Origin of the sequence: Trichococcus ilyis, assembly GCF_900109135.1 — a bacterium.
Taxonomy (GTDB): Bacteria; Bacillota; Bacilli; order Lactobacillales; family Aerococcaceae; genus Trichococcus; species Trichococcus ilyis.
This window is the reverse complement of the sequence record NZ_FNYT01000009.1, coordinates 1-21,639: the sequence shown is the minus strand read 5'-3', so window position 1 is coordinate 21,639 and position 21,639 is coordinate 1. Positions and strand designations below refer to the sequence as shown.

The window sequence follows — 21,639 nt, the reverse complement described above, 5'->3', positions numbered from 1 at the left end:
TCGTGAAGGTTCCCTTCAACGCTTTTCGTATTCATTTAGCATACTCCATCAGTTTACCCAGAAATGCCTTTCCCGTCAAGTTCGGATTCAGACCCAAGCGTCAGACCAATTTTGGATTTCCACCATCACATTGTTCAACGCTTTCCCTTTTTCGGACAATCCGTACATCACTTTGATTGCTGCCGCGGGGTTTTCGGTTCTCACCACAATTTTTTCATCTTCCAGCTCTTTTAAGCGTTCAACTAATACTCGATCACTGACATTAGGTATTTGCACGGCCAATTCCTTGAAACGTTTATCTCCGTCCATCAAGACTTCGATGATTAAGCCGGTCCATTTTTTCCCTAAAATAGAGAATGTTTTTTCAAACTTTGGACAAATACATTTTTTTACTTCCAGCATTTCATTCACAGCCTTCACCTCTTTGACCTATTATAAACACCCACATTTCCCCTGTCAAAGGGAATGTGCCTTTTGTCACAAAAAGTTTACAAAAAGTAAGCATTTCGATCCGTGGCCCGCAACAGCCGCAGCATTCCCTCAAGGTAATGCTTTAAGGCGCCAATCCCTTCCGTCCGATAAAGATAAAGGCATTGGTTAGGAAGGAAAGAACCCGACAGCCGGATTGCAGGCATACAAAAAGTTCATGTCTGTTTCCTATAATAGGATAGGAATTTCACAAAGGCAATACTTTTTCACATCTTTTCAAGAAAATCCTCCTGAAAAGACTGTTTCTTCAGCCAACGAAGTGATAAAGCAAGATGCCCGCCGCCACCGCGACATTCAAGGACTCGGCTTCGCCGAATATCGGGATATACAGGTTCAGATCCGTCAGAGCGAGTATTTCTTTTGAGACGCCATTCCCTTCGTTGCCAAGAACCACGGCAACAGCCTCCGTTGGGGAGACGGTCCGGTAATCGACAGCCGCTTCATTCAGTTCGGTCCCATAGACCGGGATACCATTCCGCTTCAATTCCGGAATCAGCTGCTGCAGGTCGCCCCGGTGGACGGCCAGATGAAAATGGCTACCTTGCATGGAGCGCAGCACTTTGTCGTTGTAAAAATCCACTGATCCTTCTCCCAGAAAGACTCCAGCATATCCAGCCGCATCAGCAGTCCGGATGATCGTTCCGACATTGCCCGGATCCTGTACCTGATCGAGCAGAATATACTTGCCTTTGTAGTCCAGAACCGGCGTCGTTCCGGGAATCCGGACGACTGCAACGACTCCTTGCGGTGTTTCGGTCTGCGCCAGACTGGCAAGGATTTCCGGAGAAACGAGAATGATCTGTTCGTCCGCAAGCTGAAGATCCGACTGTTGATAGAAAGTTTCTGTCATGATGACATCCTGGATCTGCGCTTCAGCTTTGATGGCCTCTTTCAGAAGGTGTGTTCCTTCGATCAGATAAACTCCCGCTTCTTTTCGCCCTTTCGCGGTCTGCAGTTTTTTCCATTGTTTGACTTTCTGGTTCTTCATCGATAGAATTTTTTCCATTTGGTACCCCCACAGTTCAACATATTTTCATTATACTCCATAAAGTTTGACCTTTTCATAAAAAGACAGAAAAAAAGAGATTGGGGACTCCCAACCTCTTCGAATAGTTAAAAATACTAACCGCCTATATAAGTAAGTGGATCAACTAATCCGCCATTTTCTTGAACTTCGAAATGGAGATGGACCCCGGTCGAATCGCCGGTTGTTCCCATTATTCCTATCTGTTGGCCTTGGCTGACGGTTTGCCCAGGCGCTACCAATAACCCTGGTTGCATGTGGGCATATAGAGTTTTGACGTTTACACCATTGATCGTACCGTGGTTGATGACGACATAATAACCGTAACTTGCGTGATAGGTAGCTGTCTCTACAGTACCGGATTGAGCAGCCGAAATGGCTCCACTACCCGCAATGTCTTGCCCTCTATGCAATTCATAGCCGCCGGTTATTGGTGATAGACGATATCCGAACGGAGATGAATAGTATCCACTGGCTGGCTTAATGAAACCACTTGAGTTTACCGTATAACTGCTGGATGCAGTCGTAGTCGGTGCTGCTGATGCTGTCAGGTTATTGGCGGCTGTTGCTGCAGCTGCTGCGATGGCGGCTGCTTCAGCTTCTGCTGCCGCGGCGGCTTCGGCGGCGATGCGTGCTTGTTCCGCTGCCATGTCATTGCTGATGGATTCTGTCTGGGCAGCCAAGTCAGCTTTGGTTGCTTCCAGGCCATTTTTCTCAGTTTCAGTCAATTCGTAGTTTTCGATGACCTGTGCGATCTGCACATCGATTTCGGCTTTCTGGGCGACAACGTTGTTTTTGGAAACCAAAATGTCTTGTCTCAATGCCTCAGCAGCGAGCTTTTCCTCTTCAACAGCCACTTTGCTGTCTTCAACTTGTTTTTGATCTGCTTCCTGTTGTTCCACAATATCCTTGTTGGCAGTCACAATCTTTGAAACGACCGTGATTTTGCCGACCAAGTCGGAAAAATTTTCGGAAGACAACAGTATTGAAGCTATATTCGTAACGCCCGCATCCGTCTGGATATAGCGAGCTTGCGTATTCAATTTTTCGGTCCTTTGGTCAATGACCACTTGTAAGGCATCGATTTCCGCTTGCAGTTCCAAAATTTTGGATTCGATGGCAGCTAGTTTTTGTTCTTGGTTCGCTAGTCGGGTCATCAATTCATCCAATTGCGATTGCAGTTCGTTTACTTTCGTTTCCAGATTTGTTTTTTCGGATTCCAAAGTATGCAATGAATTTGTTTTTTCGTCAATCTGCGATTGAATCGTGTTTGATTCTGATTGCAGAGCATCTTTTTGTTGTTGCAATTCTTCCAATGTAGCCGCTTGAGCAGTAAATCCACCTGCGATCGGACTAAGCAATAAGATTGATGAGAACAACGCGATATGTTTTTTTCCCAATGATACTTCTCCTCCTGTTTCTTCTACGCATTGAAGTATATCAAAGTTAAAATACCATTGCATGATAGAAATATGACAATTGTATTTCAATTTGTTACGAAAAGGAAAAAAACGCGAAACTTTGTTCAATCATCCACAACGCCTTAGGAAGACAGCCCCCATTTGATTGCGCGCGCTTTCAGCGCTATACTTAGACTGTGCCAAGCAACCATCCGTCCGTCGCTCAGCAGGAAAGAAAGGGGCAAATAAGCATGAAAATCGATCAAAAAAATCTGCATAAACCGGGTACAGATAACCTTCCTCCTGGTGTCTACAAAGAAGTCGGCCCTAGAGGAGGAAAAATAACAGGAAGTAAGGAAGTCCACATCGCAGAAGGACACAGGCTTCCGCCCACAAATAAAGCCGGAAACAAATGGATCAAAAAAGACTGATTATTCGTTTGTATCTGATCACTTGAACGTTTCAGGGCGGAGGAAACTTGGATTCACTTCAGAAAAGGACCGTGCAGCATTACGAGCGGAACGGTCCTTTTGATTAGTGATGGTTTTATTTTGCTAACAGCTCTTTGATGATTTTGGAGACAAGTGCTTTATCGGCTTTTCCGTCCAACACTGGCATCGAAAACTTCATAGCGTCCTTCAACGGCATATCGGCTACCCCATTTTCGGCCAAAAAGAAACGGACTTCCTTTTCGTCCATCATTTTGGGGACATAACCCTCAAGGATGGCCAATTTTTTCTGGTTCTCTTCAATCAGATCCGTGCGGTCGACCTGTTTCGCATAGGCGATTGTTTCATTCGTCTTCTTGATGTCCTTCAGAAAAACATGAATTTCTTCTGCTTCAGTCATTTCGCGTTTGTTGTCGATCAGGAAAGAATCGTACTCCGTTTTGATGAGGCGCAGGACGTCCGCCTTCAGTGTATCCTTGTCTTTCCTTGCCTGGATGAAGTCCTTGTTTACTTTTTCTTTCATTGTCATGCTTACAGGCTCCTTTCGATTCTCAGTATGGCTGCCTCACGCTTGATCCGATTCAAACAGCAGCCCTTACCCTTTATTCTAGGGAAAAGAAACAGAATAGGCAAATCTCTTCTCCTAATTCCAGCTTTTGATTGGGCAAAACTCTACCGCCATGCTGTTTCTGGCGTTTTAAGGGTGTACGCAGTACAATGAGGCAAAGAAAGTCGTTTTTGAGCAGATGCCGTTTTCCCATTCGCAGGAGAGGGTGAGCATATGGCTAATTTTTGGACTTTTGAATCAGACTTGCCAAGCGGGATCGGCGTCGAAACCTTCAGTTCGGCTCATCTTGCCTTGCTTGTCCTGTCTGCGAGCATCCTCCTTTCCACCATCTTGCTTTATCGCAAGCAGCCCGAGCGGAATCGGAGAAACATGAAGATCATCATCGCCGCCCTGTTGATGTTGCTTTATTTTTCGCGATGGGTGTGGTGTGCCTTCTTCGGCGATTTTTACTTCTTTATCAGCATGATGCTTCCTCTGCACCTCTGCAGCGTATCGGCGATAGTTGGGACAGCCGCCGTTTTTTCAAATAATCGGCTTCTGAAGGAGTTTTCGTACGGCATCGGTTTGCCGGGCGGATTGGTCGCCCTGGCAAACCCCAATCTGGGCCCTTATCCCCTTTTCAGTTTCTTTTTTGTCGAATTCTCCATGACCCATTTGTTGCTTATTCTGCTTCCTTTGCTTTACATATTCGGAGACGGTTTTCGGCCGGACATCCGAAGCTTGCCGCATTCCATCCTGTTGGCGGCACCTTTTGTGGTGTCAGCGTTTTGGGTCAATCAAACAATCGGCAGCAACTACATGTTTCTGAACCATATCGAAAGGGGCACGGTCCTTGTGCTTTTCGATCGTTGGCTGGGGACGCCCGGTTATCTGATCGCGGTCCTTGGGTCCATTCTCCTCAGTTGGAGTATCCTTTACACACCCTGGGAAATTTTGAAAAGAAAGGCTCTCCATTGAAGACGCAACTTGTCCTGTTACTTCGTCCATGACCTAAAAAAACGAGAGCGGGACAGAACGCGTTTAGCTCCGGACCACTGGAGCGGACAAGCGCAGAATGGCTGCAGGCCATTCGAGCATTGTTCGTGAAGTGGAGCCAGGGGCTGCGTTCTGTCCCGCGTTTACGCACACTATGTTCGGATACAAAACGAGACTGGGAGTTTAGTCCCAGCCTCGTTTTTTTAGATATGCGCCTGTAAGACTACTTGTTTATTTCAGCAATTCGTACATGGCATCCGCATAGATGGCGGCAGCGCGGAAAAGATCATCCAAAGCGATGAACTCATTCGCCTGATGCATCGTGTCAATGCTGTCCGGGAACATTGCCCCATAGGCAACCCCACGCTCCAACAAGCGTCCGTATGTTCCGCCGCCGATGGATTGTTCGTGGCCTTTCAAACCGGTATGTTTTTCGTATACAGCCAGCAACGTTTTGACCAATGGATCATCAGCCGAAACATAATGCGGCAACTTGCCGTGGCCGCCTTTTGCGATCGTCACGCCATAGGAAGCCAAAGCCGCCTCAAGCTTGATTTCGATGCCTTCCTCGGAAACGCCTTGCGGGTAGCGGAAATTCAAAGCCACTTCCCCACCGGTGGTCGGTGTGAACGTGAAGATGCCCGCATTCATGGTCAGTTCGCCCATAATCGGATCCGTATAAGCCAAGTTCAGCTTTTTCGCATCATGCTGCAGATGGATGCGGTCCGCGATCAATTCCAGGAAAGTGGCTGCTTGTCCGCCGAAGAGGAATTTATTCAGGAAAGAAGCCAGATAAGTGCCCGCGTTCACGCCGGCAGCCGGGTTCATGCCGTGAGCCGCTTTTCCGATCAATTCGATCGTGACTTGTTCTCCCTGAACCGAGAGCGTGCCCTTGACCGGATTGTGCTCAAGGAAGTCAGCGAAAGCCTGCTCGATTCTGTCTGGCTCCTGGCTGATGAAAACAGCGGTCGCATCCTGAGGGACCATGTTTTCACGCAGTCCGGCATCGAAGCTCAACAACTCATTTTTGCCGCCTTTGTTGTCGCCTCTGAACTGTACCATGAATGTCTGCATCCCTTTTTCACCGTTTATGATCGGAAACTCGGCATCCGGAGAAAAACCGAAGTCGGGGATCTGCTCATTCTGGAGATAGTGGTCCATGCATTTCCAACCGCTCTCTTCATCCGTTCCGATGATGATGCGGACCTTTTTGGTGATCGGCAGTTTCAGATCGCGGATGATTTTCAGCGCATAATAAGCAGCCATTGTAGGCCCCTTGTCGTCGCTTGCTCCACGTGCATAGATGCGGTCATCGATGATGACCGGCGCGAAAGGATCCGTATCCCAGCCGGTTCCGGTCGGCACAACATCGACATGGCCGAATACGCCCATCAATTCTTCCCCTTCGCCGAATTCGATATGTCCGGCCAGATTGCCGACATTCTTCGTGATGAAGCCATCCCGTTCGCCGATCGCCAAGAAAGCTTCCAAAGCCTCTTTAGGGCCCGGTCCGACCGGGGCATCAGGGGTTATTTTCGAGTCATCCCGGACACTGTCGATACGCAAAAGCGTGAATAAATCCTCGAGCAGCTCTGTTTTTCTAGCTTCCACTTCTTTTTTCCAATTGATTTCCATGGGCACACATCCTAACTTAAAATATCATGCTATCATCATATCACTTTTGGCAAAATAACCAAATAAAAGCTTGGCATTTGGGGCCAACAACCCGCAAACTCTTAGCCTTTTTTAATCGACTCCGGCAGGTGCGCCCGCAAGACCGCAATTTCCTCTTCGCGCAGCGGACGATACTCCCCTTTTTCCAGGTTTTCGTCAAGCCGCAAAGGGCCCATCGTCAGCCTCTTCAGAAAGGTGACCTCTTTCCCGCAGGCCACGACCATGCGCTTGACTTGATGGAACTTCCCTTCTTTGATCGTGATTTCGACCTCCGACACATCCTTTTTTTCATCATAGGAACGCAGCTCCAGTTTGGCCGGCAGGCAACGATAGCCGTCCTCCAGGACAATCCCGTCAGCAAAAGCGATCCGGTCGTCTTCGGTCATCCGGCCCGCTACTCTTGCGAAATAAACCTTGTCCACATGCCGCTTAGGCGACAGCAGGAAATGGGCCAGCTGGCCGTCGTTCGTCAACAGCAGCAAGCCTTCTGTATCCTTGTCCAGCCGCCCGACTGGGAAAAGTTCCTGTTGGTGCAGATCGAAGGACAACAGGTCAATGACCGTCTTTTGGTGATTGTCCTCGGTCGCGCTGAGCACGCCTTGCGGCTTGTTCATCATCAGATAGAGATATTCCTGATAGCTGACGGGCTCATCGCCGACAAGAATAATGTCCTTTTCGCTGTCCACCTTGGCTTCGGCTTTCGTTTCGACTTTTCCGTTCACCGTCACCCATTTTTTCTTCAGCAACAATTTGACTTCTTTTCTGGAGCCGAAGCCAGAATTCGCCAACAGTTTATCCAAACGCATATAATTTTCTCCCTTTATAAACCAAAAAGCACCCCCTGAGGCTGCTTTTTGGTTTCGTTTCTGTTATTTGATGCGCATTTTCCTGCGCAGTCCTTCTGCTTTGGCGCCCAGAATGTCATCAGCGATGCGCAATTTCAGGGTCAGGAACAGGTAGACGAATCCGCCGACTGCCGCCACGATAGCGACAACGATGAGTGCCGTCAGCTTGCGATCGATCGGAATGATCAGCATGCTGGCCTTCAAAGCGACGAACGCACATACCGTCATCAACAATGCGACGGCGAAAATTTTCCCGGTTTTCCGCAAAGTATCGGCTAATCCGAAATGGGTCAGCTGATAAATTTTTCGACCGCTCAAGAGCACCGTCGCGATGAATCCGATTGTCGTTGCAACCAATGCCCCTGGTGTATCGAACAATGCCAGCATCGGATACTGCATGATCGCTTTGACCGTCAGCCCGACCAACAAATAAGCGATCATCGTCTTGTGCCGGCTCAATGACTGCAGAATCGAACCGAGCACGGTGAACAGGCCCAAAACGATGCTCATCAGAGCAGATACTGCCAACAAGGTAGGCCCTTCCGGATGCAGCGGATAGAACACATTGTAGATCGGTTCGGAAACGATCATCATACCCAGCGAAGCCGGAAGCATGATGAAGGCGAACAATTGGATGATCTCCCGGACCTGACTCTGAAGAACACGGAAGTTTCCTTTCGTGAACTCGGCAGCAATCAGCGGAACGGCTGCCGTTGCCATCCCGACAGCCAAGGAGACAATGATCATGATCAATTTGTCGGCATTGAAACTGAACAGGCCGAAGAGGTCTTCGATTTCTTTTCCCGAGTAGCTCGTGAGGTTCTCCATCATCGGTTTGAACGTCACCTGATCGATCAGCTTGGCGAAAGTGATGCCTGATCCGATCAGGATGAACGGGATCGATTCCTGCAACATGCTTTTGATGGCCGCAGTCGTCTGGATATTGCTTGAAGGTTCGCTATTGGCGATCAGAGGCTGGTACTCGGCCATTTTCTGCTTGTAATAAAAGAGAAGGATCACAGCCGCTACAATCGCGCCTACAAATGCAGCAAAGGTGGAATGCGCGACCGCGGTGGCGATATTGCCGTCCAAGAGCTGCATCACGATGTAAGTCGCGCCCAAAAGGTATACGACCCTGCCGATCTGTTCGAATACTTGCGAAATCGCAGATGGCACCATATCCTGATAGCCTTGAAAAAAGCCGCGCATCAGACTCATGCCCGGAACCAGCAATAAAGCCGGCGCCAGAGCCCGTATCACCAAAGCCCCGTCTTCAGGGGAAGCGGCCGGACTGTTCTCCGCAATCATCGGAGCCAACCCGTACATCAAGGCGGCACTGACCCCACCCGTCAAAAACATGAAAAACATGCTCTTTTTGAAGATGTCGATGCCGGTCCGGTATTGATTTTTGGCATTGTATTGGGCAACCTGCTTGGACATCGCCGCAGGGAAACCCGCTATTCCGATCGAAAGGAACAGCTGATATGGGGTGTAGCCTATCGAATAGAGGGCATTGGCGGTATTGGCCGCATCCGTTGAACCCATCAAGGCGTTCCAAGGAATGATGTAGAGCGCACCGATCAAGCGGGAAAAAATGCTCCCGAAAGTCATCCAGAATGTTCCCTGCACCATCTTATCGTTGGTTGTTTCTTTTACTTCATTGACTTTTCTATCTGTTGACATTCACAACCTGCTTTCTCTCTGATAAATGAAAGAGAAGAATAATAATACCATCACTCAAGTATTTTACCAAAGTTCCGTTTTTTTTCAATCTATAGCAGTCTTATTTTGCAAAATCCTAACAATTACAGCATAATTCCTGACATTTCCGTGCTGAACACCCCATCTCTTTGTGCGCGTTTTCATACCATCACTTGAGCGTTTATGGTAAAATGTAAGTGTGAAGTGCAACTGAGTCAATCGCTGTTTCCCTGGACCATGCGCATGTATTTGGCTATCGGATAGAGCCAGTCAACCGTATCGCAAAAACTGCACAAGAAAAGAGGACTTAAAAATGGACACCTTAAGAAAGGCGTTCAGACATTTATTCGGAGTCATCCTTTCGCTCCTGCTTTTCTTCACCCTTTCGGCAACACCTGCTTTGGCTGCTGCCTCGCAGATCATTTACCAAGGTTCTGCATCCAATAAGGTTGTTGCCTTAACGTTTGATGATGGATCGGACGGATATTATATCCAATCAATTCTGAACACATTATCAGCCAATAATGTAAAAGCCACATTCTTCCTCACCGGTCAAGGGGCCGAAAATCACCCGCAGGCAATCAAGAACATTGTCGCAGCCGGACATGATATCGGAAACCACTCCTACAATCATCCGGACTTTACGACCATATCGACAACCGAGATGGCCAATCAACTGAGCCGCACCGAAACGATCATCACAAACCTTACAGGCAAAAGCACAAAACCTTTTTTCCGCGCTCCTTTCGGATCCTATAACAGTACCGTCCTGCAAACTGTCGGAAACGCCGGTTACACCTACACGTTCCAGTGGACAATCGATTCGCTGGACTGGACAGGCAACTCAGCCACTGACATCTATAACCGCGTCGTCAATAATGTCGTACCAGGCGCCGTCGTACTGATGCATGCCGGTTACGGAGCAAACGGCACGACTACCGCGTTGCCGAACATCATCAGTCAGTTGCGGGCGATGGGCTACTCATTCGTGACCCTTTCTCAGCTAATGAACACAACAAGCACTCCGGGAACAGGGACTGGAACCAATTACACTGTCCAAGCGGGTGACACCCTTTATGCGATCGCTTTGCGTTACGGCGTGACGGTGCAAGCAATCGTCAATGCCAATGGCTTGGCCAATGCCAACCTGATCCGCGTCGGTCAAGTGCTGACGATTCCGGGAACAGGCACGCCGACAACGCCTACGACTCCTACCACTCCGACTACGGGAACCAGTTATACCGTCAAAGCCGGGGATACCCTTTATGCCATCGCCTTGCGTTATGGTGTGACCGTCCAAGCGATCGTTAATGCTAATGGCATCGCCAACGCCAACCTGATCCGCGTCGGTCAAGTGCTGACGATTCCAGGGACAAGCACGCCGACAACACCTACGACTCCGACCACTCCGACCACTCCGACGACAGGCACGAGCTATATTGTCAAAGCCGGGGATACCCTTTATGCCATCGCCTTGCGTTACGGCGTGACGATCCAGCAGATCGTCGCCGCCAATAATATCGCCAACGCCAATCTGATAAGCGTCGGTCAAGTATTGACGATACCAGGAACCGGAACGCCGACTACTCCTACGGCACCGACAACCGGAACGTCCTATACCGTAAAAGCCGGGGATACTTTATATGCGATCGCGCTTCGATATGGCGTAACCATCACACAGCTTGTGAATGCCAACGGCATCTCCAATCCGAACCTGATCCGAGTCGGCCAAGTTTTGATCATCCCTTAAGGATTTCCCCATTTCCTGTCGATACAAGCAGCACAAAAGAGAACGAGAACCCTACTGCTTGGGTTTTCGTTCTCTTTGTTGTTTCTTTTGATTAATTTGCTACGATATTGACCAGTTTGCCTGGGATGGCGATGGTTTTTCTGACGGTCTTGCCGGCAATTCCTTCTTTGATGATGCTGTTTTCCAGAGCGATGGCGATCATGTCCTCTTTGGAAATATCGGACGCCACCATTTCCTTGGTTTTCACTTTTCCGTTGATCTGGAAAACGACCTCGATCTCGTCTTCGACAAGGAATGCTTCATCGTAAGTCGGCCAAGCAACGTAAGAAATGCCTTCCGGTTTGCCCAATTTGACCCAGAGTTCTTCGCTGAAGTGCGGCGCGATCGGTGCCAACAGCTGAACAAAACCAGTGATGTATTCGAACGGCAAAGCATCCACTTTGTAAGCTTCATTGATGAAGATCATCATCTGCGAAATCGCCGTATTGAAGTGGAGATTATCATAATCCTCGGTAACCTTCTTGACTGTCTGATGGTAAACCTTGTCCAATTCATGCGTGTTGACGGTTGTGATGCGGTCGCGCATCTTGTCATTTTCATCCAGCAGCAAGCGCCAAATGCGGTCCAGGAACTTGCGGCTGCCTTCGATGCCGCTTTCGCTCCAAGCGGAGGAAGCATCCAACGGTCCCATGAACATTTCGTACATGCGCAACGTGTCCGCGCCGTAGCGTTCGACAATGTCATCCGGATTGACGACATTGCCTTTTGATTTGGACATTTTCTCGTTGTTTTCGCCCAAGATCATGCCTTGGTTGTACAATTTCTGGAACGGCTCTTTCGTTGGCACGATGCCGATATCGTAAAGGAATTTATGCCAGAAACGCGCGTACAACAGATGCAGGACAGCATGTTCGGCGCCGCCGATGTACAGATCCACATTCTGCCAGTAAGCCAGTCTGTCTTTTGAAGCCAATTCGTTGCGGTTGTGCGGATCCATGAAGCGCAGGAAGTACCATGAGCTGCCCGCCCACTGCGGCATTGTGTTGGTTTCGCGTCTGCCTTTCATGCCTGTCACCGGATCGACCACATTGACCCACTCATCGATGACCGCAAGCGGGGATTCCCCTGTGCCGCTCGGCTTCACCTGATCGGTCTTCGGAAGCAACAACGGCAATTCGTTCTCGGGCACCGTTGTCGAAGTGCCATCTTCCCAGTGGATGACCGGAATCGGTTCGCCCCAATAGCGCTGTCTCGAGAACAACCAGTCGCGCAGGCGGTAGGAAACCACTTTTTCGCCCAGTCCTTTTTCCGACAACCACTCGTTCATCTTCGCGATCGCTGTCGCTTTATCCAGTCCGTTCAGGAAACCAGAGTTGATGTGCAAGCCGTCCTCGGTGTAGGCTGCTTCTTCGACATTTCCGCCTTCAAGAACCGGCACGATCTCCAAATCGAATGTTTTGGCAAATTCATAGTCGCGGGTGTCATGGGCAGGAACAGCCATGATGGCGCCGGTCCCGTATGTCGCCAACACATAGTCAGCGATCCAGATCGGAATTTCCTTTCCATTGACCGGATTGATTGCATAAGCACCCGTGAATACACCGGTCTTTTCCTTTGCAAGTTCTGTCCGGTCCAGATCGCTCTTCAATGAAATGGCATCGATGTAGGCCTCGACTGCTTCAGCCTGTTGGTCGGACATGATTTCCTTGACCAAAGGCAATTCAGGCGCCATGACCGCATAAGTCGCACCGAACAAAGTATCCGGTCTGGTCGTGAAGACGGTGAATTCTTTATCTGTATCCTTGATTTTGAAAGTAACGTTCGATCCTTCCGAACGTCCGATCCAGTTCCGTTGCATCTCCTTGATGCTCTCAGGCCAGTCCACCAATTCCAGATCGTCCAAAAGACGCTCAGCATAGGCAGTGATCTTCAGCATCCACTGTCTCATCGGTTTGCGGTAAACCGGATGTCCGCCACGCTCGCTGACGCCATCAACGACTTCCTCGTTGGCCAGCACAGTGCCCAAGGCCGGACACCAGTTGACGGAAACCTCCGCTTCATATGCCAATCCTTGTTCATACAATTTTGTGAAGATCCACTGCGTCCATTTGTAGTAGCTAGGGTCGGTCGTATTGATTTCGCGGCTCCAGTCATAACTGAATCCCAACGATTGGATTTGGCGCTTGAAGGTTTTGATGTTATGCTCGGTAAAATCTGCCGGATCGTTACCGGTATCCAGCGCATATTGCTCAGCCGGCAACCCGAAAGCATCCCATCCCATCGGATGCAGGACGTTGAAGCCTTGTGCACGTTTTGCCCGGGCAACGATATCAGTCGCCGTGTAGCCTTCCGGATGGCCTACATGCAAGCCTTGGCCGGAAGGGTAAGGGAACATATCCAAAACGTAATATTTCGGTTTCCCGCCTTCTTCGGTCGTTTTGAAGGTCCGGTTGTCTGCCCAATATTTTTGCCATTTTTTCTCGATCGTCTTATGTGTGTAACCCATTTCCAGCAACATCCTTTTCTTTTCATTCATCCAAACAGGCGGTTGGCCATAAAAAAAATCCCATAGGCAGCGCCCATCACTGGTTCTGCCTATAGGACGAATTTTCCGCGGTACCACCTATATTGAATGTCTTTGCATTCCTTATCATGCCTGTAACGCAGCGATGCGGTCCCGCTTACTGATGCTTTCAGCGGAACAACTCAAAGGCGAGTTCGAGAGGCTCTTTGCGCATTTTCACCACCCATGCGCTCTCTTCAAAAAAAGCTGCTCCCTACTATTCCTTCTCTATGTCTGTTTCGGTTATGAATTGATTCATCTGCTATTTTAACAAATAAAAATCATTTCATCAAGACTTGATGCCTGTCGGGGCCAATCTGTTTCGGCCTAAAGATTGATGACTTGGCCGACATAAATGATATTGGAATTAATATCATTCGCTTCGATCAATGCGGCTAAGCTGACACCCTTTTTCTTGGCGATGCCGTAAAGCGTGTCGCCTTTTTCGACCGTATAGGTATCGCCTGTTGTTACAGGCACGGTTGTCGATGGCGCCGTTGTCTGAGTTGTCGTTGAGGCCGCAGCCAACTTCAATGCTTGGCCCACAAAAATGATATCCGTGTTCAGTCCGTTCCACGTCTTCAGGTCGGCGACCGAGACGCCATTTGCGGATGCGATTTTATAAAGCGTATCCCCTTTTTGGACGGTGTAGACTGTGCTCGTGACAGTCGGAACGGAAGGAGTTGTCACAGTCGGCGTCGTTACCGCAACAGAAGCATTGTCGGTTGCTGCAGTAGCCTTCACCTGCAATGATTGACCCGGATAAATATAATCGGAATCCAAATTGTTCAGTGTCTTCAATTCCGTTACCGTAAGGCCGTTTGCATTTGCGATTTTCCAGAGCGTATCCCCGGATGCCACTGTGATGGTGCTCGTTGTGGTTGAGGTTCCCGGCGCAGTTGTCGTAGGCAAGGTAACGGTCGGCGCTGTGCTTGTTGTGCTCTTGAGCGTCAGCGTTTGTCCCGGAATAATGACATCTGAAGTGAGGCTGTTCAGTGTTTTCAGTTCCGCTACGCTCACTCCGTTCGCAGTCGCCAATTTCCAAAGGGTATCGCCGGATGCTACCGTGATCGTGGCTGCAGTTGTCGGTGCAGCAGGCGTTGTCGGCTGAGTAACAACCGGTGTTGTCGGCGCCGCGGCCGTAGTTTGTTTAAGCAACAATGTTTGGCCAGGAACGATGACATCACTACTCAGGTTGTTCAGAGTCTTCAGCTCGGCTACGCTCAAACCATTCGCAGTCGCGATTTTCCAGAGCGTGTCGCCCGAAGCTACTGTTACATTGCTGGTTGTTGTTCCCGGATTTACGGCAGGCGTTGTCGGGGTGGTTGGCGTCACCGTTGCGGTGCTCTTCAGCAACAGCACCTGACCGCTCAGAATCGCATCGCTTGTCAAGTTGTTCAACGCTTTTAATTCCGCTACCGTCAAACCGTTCGCGGTAGCAATCTTCCACAAAGTATCTCCGGAAACGACGACAACGCTGCTGCCGTTGGATGGTGTCGCCGGTGCGGTCGGTGTACTTGCTCCAGGTGCCACTGTGATGGTGCCATTGAGGTAGTTCACCGGATTGACGACTGTCCCGTTTTCCTGCACTTCGAAATGCAGATGGACGCCTGTTGAACTGCCGGTTGTTCCCATCACGCCGATTTTTTGGCCTTGGCTGACTGTCTGCCCTACCGATACCGAAAGTCCTGATTGCATGTGCGCATACAACGTTTTGATAGTCACGCCGTTTATTTTGCCGTGATTGATGACGACGTAATTGCCGTAGCTGTAATGATATGCGGCGACCTCTACAACCCCTGCCTGTGCCGCATTGATATTGCCGCTGCCGGCGATATCAATGCCCCGATGGAAATCCAACGCGCCATTGATAGGCGAAGTACGGTATCCGAAGGGAGAGGAAATGTATCCGCTGGCCGGTTTGATGAAGGCTCCAGTGACCGTTGTTCCCGTTGTTCCCGTGTTCGTTCCGGTAGTCGGCGTTGTAGCGCCCGCCGAGGTGCCGGTAGTTTTCAAAATCTGACCCGGATAGATCGCGTCGGATGTCAGACTGTTTGCGTTCTTCAATGTGGCAACCGTCATGCTGTTCGCGGTCGCGATTGACCACAGTGTGTCACCAGATTTCACTGTGTAGGATTGGGAAGGCGTTTGCCCCGTATTACTGCTTGCGCCGGTTTCGGTCGTATCGGGACTAGTGGTTGTCGGTTTGTTCAACAACAACTTTTGGCCTACATAAATGGTATCGCCGGTCAGAGAATTCAGGCTCTTCAATCCACTGAGCGTCAAGCTGTTCGCCGCGGCGATTTTGTAAAGGGTATCGCCAGCTACGACCGTATAGACTGAAGTTGCCGTATTTGAAGGTGTCTCACCTGGTGCTGTCGGTGCAGATGTCTCTTCCTTCGCAGGCGCCTCTTGCTCGACCACGACACTGTTCGGCAGCACCAGGCGATCGCCTACATAAATCATATTGGAACTCAATTTATTCAAAGCAATCAGATCGACCACCGAAATCGAATATTTTTTGGCGATCGCGGATAATGTGTCGCCGGCTTGGACCTCATGGACGGCATCCCCCGCTTGAACCGGAGTCGCTGGTGTTTCAGCGTCTTCCGTATCCTCAGCAGGTTCAGTTGGTGTTTCTTGTCCAGCAGTATCTTCACCGGAATTTTCAGGAAGCTCTACAGTCGGCAGCTCAGGTGTTTCTGTCGGCTTTTCGAAATCGATATTGCCTGCATCCGGTTCCTCAGTCTCGTCTTCGACGACAGGTATATAGTTGTCGTATTGATCCAAACCGTATTGCGCAATGATCCGGTTCAGTTTGGTGCTGTAGGCTGTGTCCGTCGCATAGCGGCCGGTCAGGTATGCAGTGGCATCCTGATAGGTGGCTGCGTTGCTCTTCCAGGCACCCGCATAATATGTCGGATTCCAACTGGTTCCGTTCGCCAACAGATCCGCGTAATCCTGCAAGGACTCCGCATAGGACGGATATTTCCGGAACTCTGCGTTGATGGGATAGTAATTCTGCCCGCCGCTGTCCTCTAAGGTTCCCATGTTGACGGACTCGCCTTCGTAGTTTCCCTTGATTCCGAACAGGTTATAGTTAGGCGCCGATGCCAGAGCACTGGTTCCCCACCCGCTCTCCAGAATCGCTTGAGCCATCATCACGGAGGCGTACAGGTCATTCTGTGCGGCGATCACAGTGGCAGACGGAATGATTTGATTCAAAAAGGGATTGGTGGAATATACTCGTGTATCCGTTGTTCCAAGCGTAGTCGACTCTGCTGCCAAAACCAATTGGGTCGGCTTGACGACAGTCGTCATAAACAATGAGGTACTCAGCACCGCTACGCTGCGTTTCAGTCTTTTATTCGTGGTGATAAAAGAATTGATCAATTGTTCTTTTTTCTTTTGGTTGATGCGTTCGTTTCTGGATAACACCAAAATATACCACTCCCTGTATCAAAAATACTGCCGAATCGGCAGTGAAAAACATCTGGATATATAAAAAGATGGATTTTAATTTAAATTTCTTTTAAGAAAATGATCCAACATGTCTATTATATGTTTGTTTCCCAAATTTTTGAATGGCTTTCATAACCATATTTAATATTTAACAATTGAAATGAATCTGTAACAATCCTACCACTACATAAAAGTAAGCCTTTCTCGGCATGCTTTCTTACAAAATGTAGTCCGGATCGTCAAATGGGCTATTGACTTAACAAAAATCATGATAAAATACCCTTTGAGGTGAAAGTATTGACAAATCAATTTTTATACAGCGACACAAACAAGCGTTACCATACATGGAATTACCATCTGCAGCAGCATTTCGGCGAAAAGATTTTCAAGGTTGCCATCGACGGCGGTTTCGATTGCCCTAACCGCGACGGCACCGTCGCTCGCGGCGGTTGTACATTCTGCACCGTGTCCGGATCCGGCGATTTCGCCCAGAATCGGATCGATCCGCTGCCTGTCCAATTGCGCAAAGGCATCGACATGATGCACAAAAAATGGCCGAACGTAAAGAGCTACATCGCCTATTTCCAAAATTTCACTAATACGCATGCCCCGGTGGACATCCTTCGCCACCGCTATGAGCAAGTGGTCAATGAGGAAGGCGTTGTCGGCATCATGATCGCAACAAGACCGGATTGCCTGCCGCCGGAAACGATCGAATATTTGGCCGAACTGAACAAGCGTTACTACATCTGGGTGGAACTGGGACTGCAGACCATTCATGAAGAAACAAGCAAAGTCATCAACCGCGCGCATTCCTATGAGACATATCTGAGAGCGGTGGAACAACTGCGTACGCATAATATCCCGGTTTGTACGCATCTCATCAATGGACTTCCCGGGGAAAACCATGACATGATGATGGAGAGCGTCCACCGGGTGATCCTGGATTCGGATATTCAAGGCATCAAAATCCATTTGCTGCACTTGATGAAAAACACAAAAATGGTCCGTGACTATTACCAAGGCAGATTAAGATTGCTCGAAAAAGACGAATATGTCGAACTTGTCTGCGATCAGCTCGAAGTCATTCCGCCAGAAATCGTCATCCACCGCATCACCGGCGATGCACCTCGCGACACATTGATCGGTCCGATGTGGAGTCTCAAAAAGTGGGAAGTGCTGAACGCAATCGACCAAGAGTTGGAACGTCGCAATACATATCAAGGCATTCATAATATCAGGAATAAGGGTGAGGAACATGTTGTTGTCCGCAGTGGATTTCAGCCATAAACTGCTGAAGGAAACAGTATCCGAAGGGGATACCGTTATTGATGCAACGGTCGGAAACGGAAGCGATACAGTGCTGCTGGCGACTTTGGTGGGGTCAAAAGGCCATGTCATCGGGTTCGATATCCAGAAACAGGCTATCGAAAACACAAAGCAAAAGCTTTTGTTGAGCGGGTTGACGAAGCAGGTCACCCTTCTTCATCAAGGGCATGAAACAGTTGCGGAAGTACTGGAGGAAGATGCCCGAATCGGTGGCGCCATCTTTAACTTGGGTTACCTTCCGGGGGCCGACAAATCGGTCATCACCCAAAAGGAGACGACCATTTCGGCGGTGGCTGCCTTGTTGCCCAAATTAAGGATCGGCAGCTATATCATTCTGGTCGTGTACAGCGGCCATTCCGGTGGCATGGAGGAGAAAAATGCCCTGCTTGAATATGTCAGCGAGCTGAATCAAGCGACCTACAAGGTGTTGCAATATGGTTTCATCAACCAAATCAATCATCCGCCGTTCCTGATCGCCATCGAAAAGAAAAAAACACCTTATATGAAATAAAAAAAGCAAAGCAGATTGGTTGATCCTGATCTTGTTAAAAAAACAGAAATAAGCACAAAAAAACTGCAAGCGCGCTTGCAGTTTTTTTTGTGCTTCCTATTATTTGCCAGCTTTGACGTACGCAAGCAAAGCTTCCGTTTTGTCCGTTTTTTCCCAAGTGAAGTCGGCGTCAGAACGGCCGAAATGACCATAGGCCGCTGTCTTCTTGAAGATTGGGCGACGCAGGTCCAACATTTGGATGATGCCTGCCGGCGTCAAGTTGAAGTTTTTGCGGACTGCTTCAATCAGCAACGCTTCAGGATATTCGCTCGTTCCGAACGTGTCGATGGAAATCGATACCGGTTCAGCAACACCGATTGCGTACGCCAATTGGATTTCGCATTTTGTGGCAAGTCCAGCGGCAACAATGTTCTTCGCGATATAGCGGGCCGCATAACTAGCGGAGCGGTCAACTTTTGTAGCATCCTTACCAGAGAATGCACCGCCACCATGACGCGCATACCCACCGTAAGTGTCAACGATAATTTTTCTTCCCGTCAGACCGGAATCACCTTTAGGCCCGCCGATAACGAAGCGTCCAGTAGGGTTGATGAAATATTTAGTATCTGCATCCAGCAAGGAATCATCGATGACAGGATGGATGACATGCTCCAAAATATCCTTTTTCAATTGTTCCAAGGTGACGTTCTCATCATGCTGTGTGCTCAAAACAATCGTGTCCACACGTTTCGGTTTGCCGTTCTCGTCGTATTCTACGGTAACTTGCGTTTTTCCGTCCGGTCTCAGGTATTCCAATGTGCCGTCTTTGCGAACCTCAGATAAACGTTTCGCTAACTTGTGACTGAGCGAAATCGGCAAAGGCATCAGCTCTTCCGTTTCGTTGATCGCAAATCCGAACATCAACCCTTGGTCTCCTGCTCCGATTTCATTGTAGTCCGTAGTCACCAATTCTCTGCGTTCCAGTGATTCATTAACGCCGATTGCGATATCGTCAGATTGTTCGTCCAATGATACCATCACAGCCAAGTTATCAGCATCAAAGCCAAATTTACCACGCGTATAACCAATCTCGGTCACGGTATCGCGGACAATCTGTTGGATGTTTACGTAGGCGCTTGTCGTGATTTCACCAAAGACAACCACCAGTCCTGTCGTAACAATCGTTTCGCAAGCAACACGCGCGTTTGGATCAGCAGCCAACAGTGTATCCAAAATAGCATCGCTGATCTGATCAGCGATTTTATCCGGATGACCTTCCGTTACTGACTCTGAAGTAAATAATCTTTTTTCTACCATTTTTCATTCCCCCATTTTTTGGTTACAAGGCGTCTTCACATATTGTGAATCCTATCGGGATATTGCAATTAGCCTCTGAAATGCAACATACCTAATATACGCTATCATGGCTGAAAATGCAACAAAAAATAAGTGTATCTGAACAGAATCCGCAGAATTCCTTCTCAGAACAAAGCTGCTTCAGTATCAGGATTCTGATCGGCTTGACATCACAAAGACGTTACCCTATGATGAATCTGCGCAATTATATATGAGATGATAGACTCATTCACCAAAAAAATGAAGAAAGAAGAGATTATGCTGAAATTCAAAAATAAATTCATGTCCCTGATGAACCATATTTTGTTGGCGATGCTGACAGCTCCCCTCAGCCTGTTGCTTTTCGGAGCTTGGAGAGGAATTACTTTCAACGGACCTAACTATGAACTGCTTTTGTGGCTCTACTTGTTTCTGCTGTTTACCCTTGCATTGGAACGCTTGCTTTCAAAGAGCGACCAGGCAGGCACGAAATTGCCCTATAAACCGGTTTTATTGTTCGGAATCTTTTCGATCGCTCTGTTGGGCATCCTTTTCTTTGCATCGAATCCGATTCTTTTCGCCATCCTACTGTTGTATTTCATCTATACGATTTTGCAATACCGTCCGTACAGCATGGCAAACACCTTTTACGAAATCCTCCTCAGGCCTTTCTTTAAGATATTCATCTTGTCTGCGCTGTCATTCTTCTCGCAAGCGAACTTTATTCCCTTGCAACTGCAATATGAAGTGGTTCCGCTCATTCTGTTCCACATTTTTGGCATCATTCTAATCCAGATCCGTAACACAAAAAAGAACAGTCAATCATTAACTTCTTACCAACACTTGCTGCGGAGGCATGGAAAGATCCTTAAATTATTCAGCTTTCTTTTGGCCTATGCAACTGGTATTTTCCAGACCCTCAACCTGAACAGCCCTGTTTGGGCTCTTATTCTGTTCCTTTTGTCAGCACTGTTGGCCTTGCCTGTATTCAAGAAGAAATTCCAGCATGATCTCAGACTCGAGCAATATCTCTCCAACTATAGTTTCCTCTTTACGCTTGCATATTCGCTGCTCTTTTTGAATTAACCTAAAAAGTCAGAAGCGCCGGTCACAACCGACTGGTGCTTCTGACTTTTTACAACAAAAAAAGCACTCGTATGAGTGCTTCAACAGATGACCCGTACGGGAATCGAACCCGTGTTACCGCCGTGAAAGGGCGGTGTCTTAACCGCTTGACCAACGGGCCGTATTAAATGATGAAAATGGGCCTAAATGGACTCGAACCATCGACCTCACGCTTATCAGGCGTGCGCTCTAACCAGCTGAGCTATAGGCCCTTTTTGAAAAAAGCGGGTGACTAGAATCGAACCCACAACAACAGCTTAGAAGGCTGTTATTTTACCATGCAAGTCAATAAAAAAATATTCCCTATCCAACTGGCTTAAGAATATCAATTGCGGGGACAGGACTTGAACCTGTGACCTCCGGGTTATGAGCCCGGCGAGCTGCCAACTGCTCCACCCCGCGATAATAGTACTATGGCCTGAGGCCACAATAAAATGATCCGTACGGGAATCGAACCCGT

The 21,639-nt window shown here is 48.6% G+C and carries 16 protein-coding genes, 4 tRNA genes, 1 riboswitch and 1 other annotated feature; of the genes, 6 read left to right on the top strand and 14 right to left on the bottom strand.

What is annotated here, in order from left to right; genetic code table 11:
- Positions 1-87: 87 nt before the first annotated feature.
- From BMX58_RS05795 to BMX58_RS05785, 3 genes are all read right to left on the bottom strand, one after another.
- On the bottom strand, positions 88-402 hold the full coding sequence (locus BMX58_RS05795; RefSeq protein ID WP_093088806.1) for a winged helix-turn-helix transcriptional regulator: 315 nt from the start codon (positions 400-402) through the stop codon (positions 88-90).
- Positions 403-736: 334 nt separating this feature from the next.
- A complete protein-coding gene (locus tag BMX58_RS05790; protein ID WP_068622940.1) occupies positions 737-1,495 on the bottom strand; it encodes a TrmH family RNA methyltransferase in 759 nt (252 codons plus the stop codon).
- Positions 1,496-1,611: 116 nt separating this feature from the next.
- On the bottom strand, positions 1,612-2,913 hold the full coding sequence (locus BMX58_RS05785; RefSeq protein ID WP_068622941.1) for a murein hydrolase activator EnvC family protein: 1,302 nt from the start codon (positions 2,911-2,913) through the stop codon (positions 1,612-1,614).
- Between the two features lie 251 nt (positions 2,914-3,164).
- Here BMX58_RS05785 and BMX58_RS05780 point away from each other — a divergent pair, with 251 nt between their 5' ends.
- Positions 3,165-3,344 (top strand): YjzC family protein, encoded by a 180-nt coding sequence (locus BMX58_RS05780; RefSeq protein WP_068622942.1) that lies wholly within the window; start codon positions 3,165-3,167, stop codon positions 3,342-3,344.
- Positions 3,345-3,459: 115 nt separating this feature from the next.
- On the opposite strand, the gene BMX58_RS05775 is transcribed toward BMX58_RS05780, so the two are convergent.
- On the bottom strand, positions 3,460-3,891 hold the full coding sequence (locus BMX58_RS05775) for a GatB/YqeY domain-containing protein (RefSeq protein WP_084253902.1): 432 nt from the start codon (positions 3,889-3,891) through the stop codon (positions 3,460-3,462).
- A gap of 252 nt (positions 3,892-4,143) precedes the next feature.
- On the opposite strand from BMX58_RS05775, the gene BMX58_RS05770 reads away from it, so the two are divergent.
- Positions 4,144-4,887: a YwaF family protein gene (locus tag BMX58_RS05770; protein WP_068622943.1), complete on the top strand. Its 744-nt coding sequence runs from the start codon at positions 4,144-4,146 to the stop codon at positions 4,885-4,887.
- Between the two features lie 249 nt (positions 4,888-5,136).
- On the opposite strand, the gene pepV is transcribed toward BMX58_RS05770, so the two are convergent.
- From pepV to BMX58_RS05755, 3 genes are all read right to left on the bottom strand, one after another.
- Positions 5,137-6,540 (bottom strand): dipeptidase PepV, encoded by a 1,404-nt coding sequence (gene pepV, locus BMX58_RS05765; protein ID WP_068622944.1) that lies wholly within the window; start codon positions 6,538-6,540, stop codon positions 5,137-5,139.
- Positions 6,541-6,641: 101 nt separating this feature from the next.
- On the bottom strand, positions 6,642-7,385 hold the full coding sequence (locus BMX58_RS05760; protein ID WP_068622945.1) for a pseudouridine synthase: 744 nt from the start codon (positions 7,383-7,385) through the stop codon (positions 6,642-6,644).
- A 63-nt stretch (positions 7,386-7,448) separates the two neighbouring features.
- Positions 7,449-9,107: a putative polysaccharide biosynthesis protein gene (locus BMX58_RS05755; protein ID WP_068622946.1), complete on the bottom strand. Its 1,659-nt coding sequence runs from the start codon at positions 9,105-9,107 to the stop codon at positions 7,449-7,451.
- A 331-nt stretch (positions 9,108-9,438) separates the two neighbouring features.
- On the opposite strand from BMX58_RS05755, the gene BMX58_RS05750 reads away from it, so the two are divergent.
- Positions 9,439-10,875 carry a LysM peptidoglycan-binding domain-containing protein gene (locus tag BMX58_RS05750; RefSeq protein ID WP_068622947.1) on the top strand — a complete coding sequence of 479 codons (1,437 nt, stop codon included), beginning with the start codon at positions 9,439-9,441 and terminating at the stop codon, positions 10,873-10,875.
- A 91-nt stretch (positions 10,876-10,966) separates the two neighbouring features.
- Here BMX58_RS05750 and leuS read toward each other — a convergent pair whose 3' ends face one another.
- Positions 10,967-13,381: a leucine--tRNA ligase gene (gene leuS / locus BMX58_RS05745; protein ID WP_068622948.1), complete on the bottom strand. Its 2,415-nt coding sequence runs from the start codon at positions 13,379-13,381 to the stop codon at positions 10,967-10,969.
- Between the two features lie 89 nt (positions 13,382-13,470).
- Positions 13,471-13,678, bottom strand: a binding site (T-box leader).
- 87 nt (positions 13,679-13,765) lie between these two features.
- The gene (locus BMX58_RS05740) at positions 13,766-16,876 is read right to left on the bottom strand and encodes a LysM peptidoglycan-binding domain-containing protein (RefSeq protein WP_275425219.1); all 3,111 of its coding nucleotides are present in this window, start codon (positions 16,874-16,876) and stop codon (positions 13,766-13,768) included.
- A gap of 321 nt (positions 16,877-17,197) precedes the next feature.
- Here BMX58_RS05740 and mnmL point away from each other — a divergent pair, with 321 nt between their 5' ends.
- Both mnmL and mnmM read left to right on the top strand, forming a co-directional pair.
- Entirely contained in the window at positions 17,198-18,190 is a 993-nt protein-coding gene (gene mnmL, locus BMX58_RS05735; protein WP_068622950.1) for a tRNA modification radical SAM protein MnmL/YtqA, read from the top strand.
- Positions 18,159-18,740, top strand: coding sequence for a tRNA 5-(aminomethyl)-2-thiouridylate-methyltransferase MnmM (gene mnmM, locus BMX58_RS05730; RefSeq protein WP_068622951.1), 582 nt, complete (start codon positions 18,159-18,161; stop codon positions 18,738-18,740). Before mnmL ends, mnmM begins: the two co-directional genes overlap by 32 nt.
- Before the next feature lie 99 nt (positions 18,741-18,839).
- Here mnmM and metK read toward each other — a convergent pair whose 3' ends face one another.
- Positions 18,840-20,036, bottom strand: coding sequence for a methionine adenosyltransferase (metK, locus tag BMX58_RS05725; protein ID WP_068622952.1), 1,197 nt, complete (start codon positions 20,034-20,036; stop codon positions 18,840-18,842).
- A riboswitch (SMK box riboswitch) is annotated at positions 20,034-20,109 on the bottom strand. (Overlaps the previous gene by 3 nt.)
- 224 nt (positions 20,110-20,333) lie before the next feature.
- Here metK and BMX58_RS05720 point away from each other — a divergent pair.
- Entirely contained in the window at positions 20,334-21,140 is an 807-nt protein-coding gene (locus BMX58_RS05720; protein ID WP_068622953.1) for a hypothetical protein, read from the top strand.
- Between the two features lie 88 nt (positions 21,141-21,228).
- Here the strand turns inward: BMX58_RS05720 and BMX58_RS05715 are convergent.
- The 4 genes from BMX58_RS05715 to BMX58_RS05705 form a co-directional block, all read right to left on the bottom strand.
- Positions 21,229-21,300 (bottom strand) — tRNA-Glu (locus tag BMX58_RS05715).
- Positions 21,301-21,317: 17 nt separating this feature from the next.
- Positions 21,318-21,391: transfer RNA gene (locus BMX58_RS05710), tRNA-Ile, on the bottom strand.
- Positions 21,392-21,395: 4 nt separating this feature from the next.
- A tRNA-Arg gene (locus BMX58_RS14650) sits at positions 21,396-21,483 on the bottom strand.
- 25 nt (positions 21,484-21,508) lie between these two features.
- A tRNA-Met gene (locus tag BMX58_RS05705) sits at positions 21,509-21,581 on the bottom strand.
- Between the last annotated feature and the right edge of the window lie 58 nt (positions 21,582-21,639).

Coding starts and splice junctions, on each gene's coding strand:
- BMX58_RS05770 (WP_068622943.1), top strand. CDS start 4,144: ATGGCTAATTTTTGGACTTTTGAATCAGACTTGCCAAGCGGGATCGGC.
- metK (WP_068622952.1), bottom strand. CDS start 20,036: ATGGTAGAAAAAAGATTATTTACTTCAGAGTCAGTAACGGAAGGTCAT.
- leuS (WP_068622948.1), bottom strand. CDS start 13,381: ATGGGTTACACACATAAGACGATCGAGAAAAAATGGCAAAAATATTGG.
- BMX58_RS05790 (WP_068622940.1), bottom strand. CDS start 1,495: ATGGAAAAAATTCTATCGATGAAGAACCAGAAAGTCAAACAATGGAAA.
- BMX58_RS05795 (WP_093088806.1), bottom strand. CDS start 402: ATGCTGGAAGTAAAAAAATGTATTTGTCCAAAGTTTGAAAAAACATTC.
- BMX58_RS05755 (WP_068622946.1), bottom strand. CDS start 9,107: ATGTCAACAGATAGAAAAGTCAATGAAGTAAAAGAAACAACCAACGAT.
- BMX58_RS05720 (WP_068622953.1), top strand. CDS start 20,334: ATGCTGAAATTCAAAAATAAATTCATGTCCCTGATGAACCATATTTTG.
- BMX58_RS05780 (WP_068622942.1), top strand. CDS start 3,165: ATGAAAATCGATCAAAAAAATCTGCATAAACCGGGTACAGATAACCTT.
- BMX58_RS05760 (WP_068622945.1), bottom strand. CDS start 7,385: ATGCGTTTGGATAAACTGTTGGCGAATTCTGGCTTCGGCTCCAGAAAA.
- BMX58_RS05750 (WP_068622947.1), top strand. CDS start 9,439: ATGGACACCTTAAGAAAGGCGTTCAGACATTTATTCGGAGTCATCCTT.
- pepV (WP_068622944.1), bottom strand. CDS start 6,540: ATGGAAATCAATTGGAAAAAAGAAGTGGAAGCTAGAAAAACAGAGCTG.
- mnmM (WP_068622951.1), top strand. CDS start 18,159: ATGTTGTTGTCCGCAGTGGATTTCAGCCATAAACTGCTGAAGGAAACA.
- BMX58_RS05775 (WP_084253902.1), bottom strand. CDS start 3,891: ATGACAATGAAAGAAAAAGTAAACAAGGACTTCATCCAGGCAAGGAAA.